A 12,032-nucleotide genomic window follows, 5' to 3' on the forward strand; every position below is an offset into this window, starting at 1 on the left:
GATAACAATCATGTGGATTTCGATTCTTGGCTGCAGCGGTGGTATTGGCCCCGGAAATCGTACCACCTCCATTTTGGTGGATGATGATATCCTACTTGATGCCGGTAGCGGTGTTGGAGATCTTCAGCTACAACAAATGGGGAAAATACGCCATATATTTATCTCTCACTCACACCTTGACCATGTCGCGTTCCTACCTTTTTTAGTGGATAGTATTTTCAGCCAGATCAAAGAACCGATTCAGGTTTATGGCCTGAAAGAAACGATACAAGCCCTGAAAGACCATATTTTCAACTGGATCATCTGGCCTGATTTCTCTGAGCTTCCCAGCAAAGAAAAGCCTGTAATGCAGTTTAATGAGGTCAAGCCTTATGAAATTAAAACCATCGGTGACCGTAGCGTAGAAGTTGTGCCCGTGGATCACATTGTGCCGGGCATCGGCTTTATTGTGACGAACAAACACAATAAAAGTTTTGCCTTTAGCGGCGACACATCGACCAATGACACGCTATGGGATGCGCTAAATAAAAAAGACAGCTTAGAAGCCTTGATGATAGAGGCAGGCTACCCCAATAGCATGCACAACCTGGGCAAGTTAGCAAAACACTATACACCACAAAGCCTGGGAGAGGATCTGAAAAAACTAAAACACAAACCTCACTTACTGATCTCCCATATAAAGCCTGGTCTGGAAATTCAGATTTCAGAAGACTTGCATAAGGACCTGAAAGACTACCAGCTCACTTGCATTAAAAGCGGTGACAGTATCTTTATCGACTAGACAGAATAACAGCCCTATAACAACAAAACAGGTATTCGCCTAGTTGATTGCAATAGGGCCAAATACAAGAAAAAACTTGCAGATATAATCAGTTAACAGAGCAAGCCATAATCAGATTTCACTATCCTTATAGTAATCATGCAGATGACGCAGAAAAACCATAATCACAGCCGCTACCGGCAACGCTATTAACACTCCGGTAAATCCAAATAACTGACCACCCGCCATAATCGCAAAAATAACGGTTACTGGGTGCAGACCGATCTTGTCTCCCACCAACATAGGAGTGAAAACAAAACTCTCCAACAGCTGACCGGCAATAAACACACCGGCGATCAAGACCAGAGGAAGCCAATCACCAAACTGAAACCACCCCGCCAACAAACCTGCACCAATACCTATAATCGGCCCTAAATAAGGCACAATACTCGCCAGACCTGCAACAACCCCTACCAGCAATGCCAGCTTAAGCCCAACCAACCACAACCCCGTTGAATAAACCAAACTCAAAGCTAACATCACCATCAACTGGCCTTTAATAAAGGCGGCCAATACCTCATCACACTCTATAGCAAGCTCTTCAACTTTGGGCTGATAGCGACGAGGAAATAGATGCAGAATCTTTATCTTCAGATGATCCCAATCCAGCAGCAAATAGAAAGTTACCACGGGTATAAGCCCCAGATTGATAACTAAACTCACCAATGCCATACCTGACTGCCCCAGCTCACGAATCAAAACACCAGCAACAGAACCAACCTGTTTTAGATGTCCAGACAGCGCTTTTTGCAGATTATCCAACTGCAACGCCTCAACATCCATATTGGTGTACGAGGCAAAAAAAGGCACGACCTGCAAACGAAACCAATCGATAAATATCGGCAGAAACTCACGAATATGCTCTAACTGCGTTCCCAACAAAGGGATCAGGAACAACAGAAAACCGACCACAGCAACGGTTAAACAGAAGAATACAATAATAACGGAAACACGACGGGAAAACCCTTTAGCCTCGAGCCAATCAGCGATAGGATCCCCAATATAGGCAAACAGCATGCCCGCCAGAAATGGCATCAAAATAGGCTGTAGCAGATAGATCAGAACACTGCTGACCAGTAGCACCGCAAGGATAATCTTTTGCTGCGTGGGTGACATAAATCTCGTCCCTAACTTCGATACTATCGCTGACTTTGCCAGAAGAAGTTGACTTCACTGTTCACCATAGAGGATTCATCCAATCTCAGGAAAGAGTCCAACTTCAGCACAGACAAAAACTGGTCAGAGTTGCCCTTCAGAACCACCTTATAACCAATAGCCGCATCATCCAAACGCGTGACTTCAACACGCTCTACAACCTGCAAACTATTCAGGTAGCGATTCAAGCGAGCATACCCCTCAACGGATTCGACTCCTTTAACTGCAAAACGATACTCACCGGCTTTACCGAGCTTGTTAACCACTGCATATTTATTTGCCAGTTCCTCAGCCAGCACATCGACAGAATCTCTGAACAAACCGTCTAAGCGAGCATTATTGAGGGCTATCGTTTTGCGCTCTTTACCAATCCGAAGCAACCAACGCGCCTGCCACTTACCTTTACCATCTTTATAAAAGCGACCGGTATAAGTCGCATCTGCAGAATAGCGCACGGAAGCAGCGGAGATACGATCACCAAACTGCCCCCAAATATCGCTCACCGTGATCAATTGCTCATCTTTCAGATCCATCAACGGCAGTGTAACGGGCACACCACGACGCTCAGCCGAAGACTCCAGCAGCTCAGTTAATAGAGGATTATCATCACTGTTCACAATAAAACGTCGGTTACCACCCTCTATGGCCAACCAGATCAAAACCGATGGTCTATTTGTCCCCCAAACAGCCTGCTGAGCCTGGTTTAACACCTGCATCACACTGGCACTATCAAACTGCATAGTCAGGCGATAACGTTTTGGCAAGCCGTCAGCCCCTTCACCTTCCTGGCTTGCATTGCTTACCCCAGCTGTACCAGAAACCGTCTCACTCTCGGCACTGAGTTCAACCTCAGCCAAAGGGTTGTCCTGATATGAAAACTGAACAAGATACTGTTCAGCCTGAACCAGCATAGCCTGAATAGGCTCCGACTGAAGAGTTTCTTCGTGACCAGAAACCTTAACCAGCACCTCTGCCAGACCAAGAGTCACTTCGGTAGCTCTTGCCTCTGGTGATTGATCCACCACCAGACGCTCACTCTCAAAGAGACCACTCACTTGAGCAGCCATCACCTGCATTGCCAGCAGCATACTGACAGCAACCCCCATCAACCCTCGAAAAAAGACAGCAAACATCGACACCCCTTGTATCTGCCGTAAAAATAAAAAATTATTCTACCCTAATACGCTTAGGATCACAGGCAGAATCAGTGGAGCAAGCATAAATTAGCCTTAGAAAAGCCTATCAGCATGTAATCACTCATCAGCAAAAACAATATATCCCCCTCTTATACCGCTTTGATGGAACGGAGCCATTTATAACTGTGCCTCGGTAGGGTACAATCCGCCGCTGATTAATAGTAATCCTTTAGTTCACAGGATCCTTCATGAGCACCGATAAAAAATCGATCAGTTATAAAGATGCAGGCGTTGATATTGATGCAGGTAACGCACTGGTAGACCGTATCAAGGGCACCGCTAAGCGTACCCGTCGTCCAGAAGTTCTGGGTGGCCTGGGTGGCTTTGGTGCATTATGCGAGTTACCTACCCGCTACCGCGAGCCTGTTCTGGTTTCCGGCACCGACGGTGTAGGTACCAAACTGCGTCTGGCGATGGATCTGAATAAACATGACACCATCGGCATTGATCTGGTCGCCATGTGTGTTAACGATCTGGTGGTTTGTGGTGCCGAGCCACTGTTCTTCCTGGACTACTACGCGACAGGCAAACTGAACGTTGATATCGCAGCAGACGTTGTTGCAGGTATCGGTGAAGGCTGCCTGCAAGCAGGTGCCGCTCTGGTCGGCGGTGAAACAGCCGAAATGCCGGGCATGTATGAAGGTGAAGACTACGATCTGGCTGGTTTCTGCGTGGGTGTAGCTGAAAAGAGCGAAGTAATTGATGGCAGCACGGTTCAACCGGGCCAGGCACTGATTGGCCTGGCATCCAGCGGACCACACTCTAACGGCTACTCTCTGATCCGTAAGATCATTGAAGTGACCGGTGCCGATCTGAATGAAGAAGTCGATGGTCAACCTCTGGCCGATGCCCTGCTGGCTCCGACCCGCATCTATGTCAAACCCGTACTGAAGCTGATTGAAACCCTGCCAGTGCATGCAATTTCTCACATCACCGGTGGTGGCCTACAGGAAAACCTCCCACGCGTGCTGCCTGAAAATGCTAAAGCGGTTGTGAATCTGAATAGCTGGAATCGTCCGGAAGTATTCAACTGGATCCAGCGTGGCGGCAACGTAGAAGAGTACGAAATGTACCGCACCCTGAACTGTGGTGTTGGCATGATTATCGTTGTTGATCAGGACAAGGCGGAGCAAGCCATTGAACTGCTGAATGCAGAAGGTGAAATCACCTGGCAGATCGGCCGTATTGATACTGCTGTTGAAGGTGAAGAGCGAGTGCAACTTGAGGGCCTGAAGTAATCATGAGCGGCTCTATTGTTGTTCTGATTTCTGGCAGCGGCAGCAATCTGCAAGCCATTATTGATGCAGTGAAGGCCGGGGATATCCCCGGCCAGATCTCCGCTGTCATCAGTAATAAAGCAGAAGCAAAAGGTTTGCAACGTGCCAGTGACGCAGGCATCCCAACTGAGATACTGGATCATAAAGAGTTTGCCAGTCGCGACAGTTTTGATCTCAGCCTGATTCGGAAAATCGATTCATATGAACCAGACCTGGTTGTACTGGCAGGCTTTATGCGTATCCTGACGCCTGCATTTGTACAGCGATATGCGGGACGCCTGATCAATATTCATCCTTCTCTGCTGCCGAAATATCAGGGTTTGCATACGCATAAACGTGCTATTGAAGCCTCCGATCTCCGCCACGGCGCCAGCGTACACTTTGTGACAGAAGAGCTGGATGGCGGGCCTGTATTTATCCAGGCCAGCGTACCGGTAGAAACAGATGATACCCCTGATACCCTGGCTGCCCGGGTGCTCGTACAGGAACATAAAATTTACCCAATTGCAGTAAAGTGGTTCATGGAAGGTCGTATCCAACTGAAAGACAACACTCCTTATTTGGATGGTGTGTCATTATTGGATAATATACCTCTGCTAGAATCCTAATATCTAAATTCCCCAAACAAAAGCCAGCCTAAACAGGTTCAGCCACCACCGGATTAAGCTGTTATTTTTCGGCGGATCAACAAGGCAAGTCTCAGCTTTTGTTTGGGCATTATCCATCGGAGTATGGTCTATGCTGAAACCTTTGATCACCCTGCTTATTCTGATCAGTACAATGCCTTCTGCATATGCCGAACTATCCCTTAAACCCTTTGTTGGCTACTATCACACCAGCTATGATCTGGGCCTGACAACCTTAGATGTTGAAGGCAAGCGTAGCCTTCAACAACAAAGTGATGGCTCCTGGGTGTTGGATTTCCGTGCTAAAAACTGGTTTGCCCGTCTTAGCCAGACCAGCACCTTTCTTATTGATGACGAGCAACAACTGAAACCTCAGCACTATCGTCGATATCAAAAAGTGTTTGGCAAAGTCAAAGACCGGTCTATTTACTTTCATTGGGACCAGCTGAAAGTCACTAACGACATTGATGGCAAGCCCTGGAAGATGGACATTCCTGCTGATGCCTTAGATTTGATCAGCTATCAATTAAAGCTACGTTATGATCTGATAACTCACCCTCAGCAAAAAGAGTTTCACTACAGAGTAGCCGATGGCGGCAAAGTTAAAGACCTTATCTTTCGGGTTATCGGCCCGGAAGTACTGAAAACCCCAATGGGGAAACTTAATACCACAAAGCTGGAGAGCATCCGCCATAAACAGCGCGATGTACAACATCTGATATGGGTTGCGACAGACTGGGATAACTTGCTGTTACGCGTTGAACCAGTACGCAGAAAAGACAAAGAGAAGCCTATTTTTCTGGACCGAGCCACCCTTGATGGCAAAGAAGTAAAGGGCTTTTAATGGCATGGTTTGCGCTTAATGGCATAGCCCGCGCTGTGCCAGCTCACTTTTGCGCCACACTAATTTAATTAGAAGTATTTAAAAAACATCTACTAAACTCATACAGGCACACTGCGAAAGGTAACCTGTTATGACTAAACAACAAGAGACTGCATCTCCTTTTTTGCCGTTAACCGTACGACTCAACACCACGGCCTTGACAGCAGCGTCAATAGTGCCTCTGTTATTAATTAGCTCTCACACTAATGCTCAGCCCGAAAAAATACTGATTGGCACCGATGCCTGGCCACCTTTCCGCTTCGTCACACAAAATAATATTTCAGGTATTGATGACGATCTCTGGCAGAAGCTTTCTCAAGCCATGAATTTTAAAATTGAATATATTCGCTGTCCTTGGAAACGCTGCCTGGATATGATGCGCTCAGGTCAGATTGATGCAATGAGTGGATTAGCCTGGCGGGAAGCAAGAGCCGTTTATATTGAGTACACCAATCCCGCTTACTATCGCTGCTCTCCACGCTTTTACTTACGCCGAGGTGAAGAGCACATTCTGAAAAATCAGCAAGACCTCTCCAGGCTGAATATAGGTATGGTCAGAGGCTCCGCCTACTATCCAGATTTCGATAGCAATGATACCCTGCAAAAGACACAGATGACGCAAGAGCATGTGCTACTGCAACTATTGGCCGCACAACGAATCGACACCTATATCGGCACTGACTGTCAGGCCGATTATGAGCTGACTCATAGCCAATGGAAACAATCCTTTATAAAAGCACCCTTTACCCCAGATAGCCATACACCACTTTATATCGGGCTCTCCAAGAACCCTGCATGGCGCTCTGAACTGGAGCGACTTAACAGCAATATCGAGAAAGTATTACAGCAGGGTTTTCAAAACGAGATCGAACAGAAATACTATCGCTGAATCACTCAACCTGTTGTGGCAATTTTGACAGCACAACACCGTAAAAAGAACACCGCAAAAGGACACCTCATGCGCATCGATATTTCAGCACTTAGCGCCAACAATGTATATCACCTGATGACTCAGAGCATCATCCCCCGCCCTGTAGCCTGGGTGCTGACTGCAAACAAAGGACCAGGTTACAACCTGGCCCCCTTCTCCTATTTCAACGCCCTAAGCAGCGAACCACCTTTAGTGATGCTATCCATGGGCAAAAAGCCTGATGGGTCATTAAAAGATACCCGCAGCAATATCCTGAACACAAAGCAACTGGTGATTCATATTCCAAATACCGCGCAAGCCGCTGAAGTCACCGAAAGTGCCCGCACACTGGAGTATGGTGACTCTGAACTGGAACATATTGATCACCCTCTCGTACAGGAAGAGGGCTGGCCACTACCCCGCTTGCAGGATGCACCTATTGCGATGCTGGCGGAACTTTATGAATTGCACGAACTAGGGCCCAACAAGCAAGCTGTCATCTACTGTGAAATTAAAGAGTTCTTCATTCAAGATGAATGTGTCATAAAAGAAGAAAACAACCGTATTAACATTGATGCCACAGCTGTCGATGCTTTAGCACGCTTAGGTGGGGGCGAATATGCCAGCTTAGGTGAGGTTTTTAAAATCGAACGGCCCAAGTAATTACCGACGACAACCCCTGCTATTAAAGAGAGTTGAGTACGAATAAGCGTGAACATCATATAGATACTAATGCTCTGGAGGTCTTATGCTGGCAACATCGATTCAACCAAGACTAAATTCAAACAAAAAGCCAAAGCAGCACCTCAGCCAGAGCTCAGCCCAACTGTTTAAGCCACTACCCGGCTTAAGCAGTATTAAAACAAACATAATAGTTTTACTTGTGTTAGCAAGTGTTACACTCTCTTTCTCTTCCTTAACCGTGCTTGCTCAACCAGTAAATCAGCAAAAACCCCCTATCCAGCCAAAGAGCAACACCTCTGAACAAACGATCTATCTCTCAACACTCGAGTGGCCACCCTATAGCAGTCAGCAACTACCCGACGGTGGTGCAGCAGTATTTATCGCCAAAGCCGCCTTCTCCGCCATGGGGTATCAGCTTAAAGTTGACTTTTACCCCTGGGCGCGAACTATTGATGCTACTCGATCCAACAATAGCCGCTACAGCGGTTATTTTCCTGAATATTACTCCAGCCAAACGGCACAGAAGTTTATCTATAGCGACGCGATGTTTAACAGCCCTCTGGGCTTAATCGAGCATAAAGACCATCCTATCCGCTGGCAGGAAGTCACAGATCTCAACCCGTATGTAATAGGCACAGTGCGAAATTATATTAATACTGAGGAGTTTGATCAAAGAGTAGCAGCAGGTCAGCAACTGATCGAAGCTGTAACAGATGACAAGACTAATATCAAAAAGGTTGCAGCCTATCGAATCCCAGCAGCCATTATGGACCTATATGTATTTTCCTATCTGGTTAATAACGACCCAAAATTAAGATCAGCAAAATACCTATTACAAGCCAATAAGCAGCTACTGGAAAGCAAAGCGCTATATATCTGTTTCAAAGACACACCAAAGGGACAACACTTCGCCAACATATACAACCAGGGTTTAGAAAAAGTCGATGTTGAGAGGCTGTTAGCAGATTATATGAGCCGACTGATTCCAGGTGATACTGAAAACCTCAAATACAGCATAAGTCAGTAGGCTTCTGTTTTAGAACAAAAGCCTAGCAACCTGTCGGGTTTTCTTGAAAAACACCTATCTTGTCTGTTTTTTGTACATTTTTCGGCTCGCCACGTAAAAACAGAGGCACTTAGATGCAAATTTCTAAGTCAATTTCACGTAGAAACACGTTAAAACTTTAAGCCCGACAGGTTGATCATCTCTCGACTCCGAGACCAGAAGTATCAATCATCGCTAAATGAGATATTGGGCGTCACTTGTACCGCGCCACCTAGCTGCTGCATCATATTATCGCCAATCTGACTGAAGAAACCGGCAATATCACCGTCCGGGTCTGCGATCACAGATGGCGTACCACTATCAGCCTGCTCACGCACTTTTAGCGCCAACGGCAGCTGCCCCAGCAATACGGTATCGTACTCCTTAGCGATGCGATCACCGCCACCCTCACCAAATACCGGCTCAGAGTGGCCACAGTTACTGCAGGTGTGCAGACTCATATTTTCGACCACACCCAGCACAGGAATTTTCACTTTACGGAACATCTCAACGCCTTTTTTAGCGTCCAGCAGAGCAATATCCTGCGGCGTTGTCACGATCACCGCACCAGCCACCTGAACCTTTTGCGCCAGTGTCAGTTGAATATCACCCGTACCCGGTGGCATATCGATAAACAGATAATCCAGCTCGGGCCAGTCGGTCTGAGTCAGAATCTGCTGGAAAGCACCACTGACCATAGGACCACGCCATACCATTGGCGTTTTTTCTGTTACCAGATAGGCCATCGACATGGTGTACAAGCCATGGGCTTCAATCGGTAGGAAAGTGGTTTCATCTTTCATCTGTGGGCGTACGCCATCAGCAACACCCAGCATTAACGCCTGACTAGGGCCATAGATATCCGCATCCAGTACACCGACTTTAAAGCCCTTCTGCGCCATCGCCAGCGCCAGGTTAGCCGTTACCGTGGATTTACCCACACCACCTTTACCTGAAGCCACTGCTATGACATTTTTTACCGATTCAAGCATCTTTTATCTCTCTTTCATCTAAGCAGAAATTTTCTTATAGCTTAACACAGAATAACCCAGCACATTACTCAGGAAATAATCTCATATTAAAAATACCGATAAAAGCATAATCACGGGTGAAAAAAATTCTCTCTCTCGCTATAGTTAGCGGATTCATTTTGCGATTAGCATGATCTGCATGAAAAAACCTGAAAGGCCATGCAGCTCAGTGTTATCCTTTAACCTCGATCAGTAAAGAGACACCATGTCATCAGCACGTAAAATCCTTGTGACCAGCGCACTGCCATATGCCAATGGCTCTATCCACCTTGGCCACCTGCTGGAATATATTCAGACCGATATCTGGGTTCGTTTTCAGAAACAACGTGGACATATGTGCTCCTACGTTTGCGCCGACGATGCTCACGGCACTGCGATCATGCTGCGCGCCGAGCTGGAAGGCATTACCTCTCAGCAGCTGATTGACAACGTCAACGCTGAACACCGTGCGGACTTTGCCAAGTTTCTGGTGAACTTTGATAACTACTACTCCACGCATTCTGAGGAAAACCGCGAGTTTTCTGAGCTGATCTACAAACGTCTGCGTGAAAAAGGCCATATCGCCACCCGCAGTATCACTCAGATGTACGATCCCGATAAAGGTATGTTCCTGGCCGATCGTTTTATCAAGGGCACCTGCCCTAAGTGTAAAGCGGAAGATCAGTACGGTGATAACTGTGAAGCCTGCGGCGCAACCTATAGCCCGGCAGAGCTGATCGATCCTAAGTCTGCGATTTCTGGTGCGACGCCGGTTGAAAAAGACTCCGAACACTATTTCTTTAAACTGCCTGACTTCCAGGAGATGCTGGAGCAGTGGACCCAAAGCGGCACCCTGCATGAGCAGATCGCCAACAAACTGAAAGAGTGGTTGGAAGTGGGTCTGCAGGAGTGGGATATCAGCCGTGATGCCCCTTACTTCGGTTTTGAGATTCCAGACGCACCGGGCAAATACTTCTACGTCTGGCTGGATGCTCCGATCGGTTATATGGCGAGTTTCAAAAACCTGTGTGACCGTCGTGACGATCTGGAGTTTGATGACTACTGGAAAGAAGGCTCCGATGCCGAGCTGTACCACTTTATCGGTAAAGACATAATCAACTTCCACGCGCTGTTCTGGCCTGCCATGCTGGAAGGTTCTAACTTCCGTAAGCCAACAGCAGTTAATGCTCACGGCTTCCTGACCGTTAATGGTCAGAAGATGTCCAAGTCTCGTGGCACCTTTATTAAGGCCCAGACTTATGCAGAATTCCTGAATCCTGAATACCTGCGTTACTACTTCGCCGCCAAGCTGACCAGCCGTCCGGAAGATCTGGACCTGAACCTGGAAGACTTTACCGCCCGTGTAAACTCTGACCTAATCGGTAAAGTCGTCAACATCGCCAGCCGTTGTGCCGGTTTTGTGAAAAAATCCGGTGGCAAGCTGTCCGACAACTGCGCTGAGCAGGCAATGCTGGACGAAGCCGTTGCTCTGGGCGATCAGATTGCTGAGCACTTCGAAAACCGTGAATTCGGCCGTGCGATTCGCCTGATTATGGAAATCGCTGACAAAGCCAACCAATATATCGCCGATAAAGCCCCGTGGGCCCTGGCGAAAGAGGAAGGCAAAGAGCAGGAAGTGCTGGATATCTGCTCTGTAGGTATCAACCTGTTCCGTCAGCTGGTGACCTACCTGGCACCGGTTCTGCCAGATCTGTCCGCTAAAGCCGCTGAGTTCCTGAATCTGGACAACCTGGATTGGGACTCACGTAAAGAACTGCTGTTGAACCATGAGATTCAGAAGTTCAAACCCCTGATGACCCGTATCGAAAGCGATAAAATCGAAGCGATGATCGAAGCGTCTAAAGAGGTTTTAGCTGAAGAAGAGAAGCTGAAGCAAGGCCCTGCGACAACTGGCCCTCTGGCCGACGATCCGATCAGCCCGGAAATCGAGTTTGACGATTTTGCCAAACTGGATCTGCGTGTGGCGACCATTACTGAAGCCAATCACGTTAAAGGTGCCGACAAACTGATCCAACTGACACTGGATCTGGGCGGCGAAACCCGCAACGTCTTTGCAGGTATTAAGTCGGCATACAAGCCAGAAGATCTGGTCGGTCGTCAAACCGTAATGGTGGCCAACCTGAAACCTCGCAAGATGCGTTTTGGCATGTCCGAAGGCATGGTGATGGCTGCAGGCCCTGGTGGCGAAGAGATCTTCCTGCTGACACCAGACGAAGGCGCAGTTAACGGTATGCGCGTTAAGTAAGATTAACGTTTGGGATTTAGCGGTTTGACCAAGCACTGCGATAGAGTTCGCAGATCACCGGGAAAAAGCGTTAAAACACCGTAAAAAACGGGGGCTTAGGCCCCCGTTTTTTATTCTGTGTTATAAAATCATTATCACTTACTTATAACCAAACCATATA

General features: G+C 47.4%; 11 protein-coding genes. 8 read left to right on the forward strand and 3 right to left on the reverse strand.

Annotation, left to right across the window (positions count from 1 at the left end):
* Positions 1-10 precede the first annotated feature (10 nt).
* Positions 11-781, forward strand: a complete 771-nt coding sequence (locus tag H579_RS24530; RefSeq protein WP_051227375.1) for a 3',5'-cyclic-nucleotide phosphodiesterase — start codon at positions 11-13, stop codon at positions 779-781.
* 111 nt (positions 782-892) lie between these two features.
* Here H579_RS24530 and H579_RS0106525 read toward each other — a convergent pair whose 3' ends face one another.
* Both H579_RS0106525 and H579_RS0106530 read right to left on the reverse strand, forming a co-directional pair.
* Positions 893-1,936 (reverse strand): AI-2E family transporter, encoded by a 1,044-nt coding sequence (locus tag H579_RS0106525; protein WP_028300016.1) that lies wholly within the window; start codon positions 1,934-1,936, stop codon positions 893-895.
* 23 nt (positions 1,937-1,959) lie between these two features.
* Positions 1,960-3,108, reverse strand: coding sequence for a DUF2066 domain-containing protein (locus tag H579_RS0106530; RefSeq protein WP_028300017.1), 1,149 nt, complete (start codon positions 3,106-3,108; stop codon positions 1,960-1,962).
* Positions 3,109-3,359: 251 nt separating this feature from the next.
* Here H579_RS0106530 and purM point away from each other — a divergent pair, with 251 nt between their 5' ends.
* The 6 genes from purM to H579_RS24535 all read left to right on the forward strand — a co-directional run bounded on the left by purM (position 3,360) and on the right by H579_RS24535 (position 8,578).
* The gene (purM, locus tag H579_RS0106535; RefSeq protein WP_028300018.1) at positions 3,360-4,409 is read left to right on the forward strand and encodes a phosphoribosylformylglycinamidine cyclo-ligase; all 1,050 of its coding nucleotides are present in this window, start codon (positions 3,360-3,362) and stop codon (positions 4,407-4,409) included.
* Positions 4,410-4,411: 2 nt separating this feature from the next.
* Positions 4,412-5,056, forward strand: a complete 645-nt coding sequence (gene purN, locus H579_RS0106540; RefSeq protein ID WP_028300019.1) for a phosphoribosylglycinamide formyltransferase — start codon at positions 4,412-4,414, stop codon at positions 5,054-5,056.
* Positions 5,057-5,186: 130 nt separating this feature from the next.
* The gene (locus H579_RS0106545) at positions 5,187-5,918 is read left to right on the forward strand and encodes a DUF3108 domain-containing protein (protein ID WP_028300020.1); all 732 of its coding nucleotides are present in this window, start codon (positions 5,187-5,189) and stop codon (positions 5,916-5,918) included.
* 130 nt (positions 5,919-6,048) lie between these two features.
* Positions 6,049-6,846 (forward strand): substrate-binding periplasmic protein, encoded by a 798-nt coding sequence (locus tag H579_RS0106550; RefSeq protein WP_084623989.1) that lies wholly within the window; start codon positions 6,049-6,051, stop codon positions 6,844-6,846.
* 69 nt (positions 6,847-6,915) lie between these two features.
* On the forward strand, positions 6,916-7,530 hold the full coding sequence (locus H579_RS0106555) for a flavin reductase family protein (protein ID WP_028300022.1): 615 nt from the start codon (positions 6,916-6,918) through the stop codon (positions 7,528-7,530).
* Between the two features lie 220 nt (positions 7,531-7,750).
* Positions 7,751-8,578, forward strand: coding sequence for a substrate-binding periplasmic protein (locus H579_RS24535; RefSeq protein WP_157834565.1), 828 nt, complete (start codon positions 7,751-7,753; stop codon positions 8,576-8,578).
* A gap of 203 nt (positions 8,579-8,781) precedes the next feature.
* Here H579_RS24535 and apbC read toward each other — a convergent pair whose 3' ends face one another.
* Complete coding sequence (gene apbC / locus H579_RS24540; RefSeq protein ID WP_084623991.1) at positions 8,782-9,588, reverse strand: iron-sulfur cluster carrier protein ApbC; 807 nt, start codon at positions 9,586-9,588, stop codon at positions 8,782-8,784.
* Positions 9,589-9,832: 244 nt separating this feature from the next.
* Between apbC and metG the strand changes: the two genes are divergently transcribed.
* Complete coding sequence (gene metG / locus H579_RS0106570; RefSeq protein WP_028300023.1) at positions 9,833-11,872, forward strand: methionine--tRNA ligase; 2,040 nt, start codon at positions 9,833-9,835, stop codon at positions 11,870-11,872.
* The last annotated feature ends 160 nt before the right edge of the window (positions 11,873-12,032 follow it).

The organism is Oceanospirillum beijerinckii DSM 7166 (assembly GCF_000422425.1).
In the GTDB taxonomy this organism is placed as follows: domain Bacteria; phylum Pseudomonadota; class Gammaproteobacteria; order Pseudomonadales; family Halomonadaceae; genus Oceanospirillum; species Oceanospirillum beijerinckii.

What these genes read in the sequence shown, in the direction of transcription:
- H579_RS24530 (WP_051227375.1), top strand. Translation starts at nt 11, where the DNA reads ATGTGGATTTCGATTCTTGGCTGCAGCGGTGGTATTGGCCCCGGAAAT.
- H579_RS0106525 (WP_028300016.1), bottom strand. Translation starts at nt 1,936, where the DNA reads ATGTCACCCACGCAGCAAAAGATTATCCTTGCGGTGCTACTGGTCAGC.
- H579_RS0106530 (WP_028300017.1), bottom strand. Translation starts at nt 3,108, where the DNA reads ATGTTTGCTGTCTTTTTTCGAGGGTTGATGGGGGTTGCTGTCAGTATG.
- purM (WP_028300018.1), top strand. Translation starts at nt 3,360, where the DNA reads ATGAGCACCGATAAAAAATCGATCAGTTATAAAGATGCAGGCGTTGAT.
- purN (WP_028300019.1), top strand. Translation starts at nt 4,412, where the DNA reads ATGAGCGGCTCTATTGTTGTTCTGATTTCTGGCAGCGGCAGCAATCTG.
- H579_RS0106545 (WP_028300020.1), top strand. Translation starts at nt 5,187, where the DNA reads ATGCTGAAACCTTTGATCACCCTGCTTATTCTGATCAGTACAATGCCT.
- H579_RS0106550 (WP_084623989.1), top strand. Translation starts at nt 6,049, where the DNA reads ATGACTAAACAACAAGAGACTGCATCTCCTTTTTTGCCGTTAACCGTA.
- H579_RS0106555 (WP_028300022.1), top strand. Translation starts at nt 6,916, where the DNA reads ATGCGCATCGATATTTCAGCACTTAGCGCCAACAATGTATATCACCTG.
- apbC (WP_084623991.1), bottom strand. Translation starts at nt 9,588, where the DNA reads ATGCTTGAATCGGTAAAAAATGTCATAGCAGTGGCTTCAGGTAAAGGT.
- metG (WP_028300023.1), top strand. Translation starts at nt 9,833, where the DNA reads ATGTCATCAGCACGTAAAATCCTTGTGACCAGCGCACTGCCATATGCC.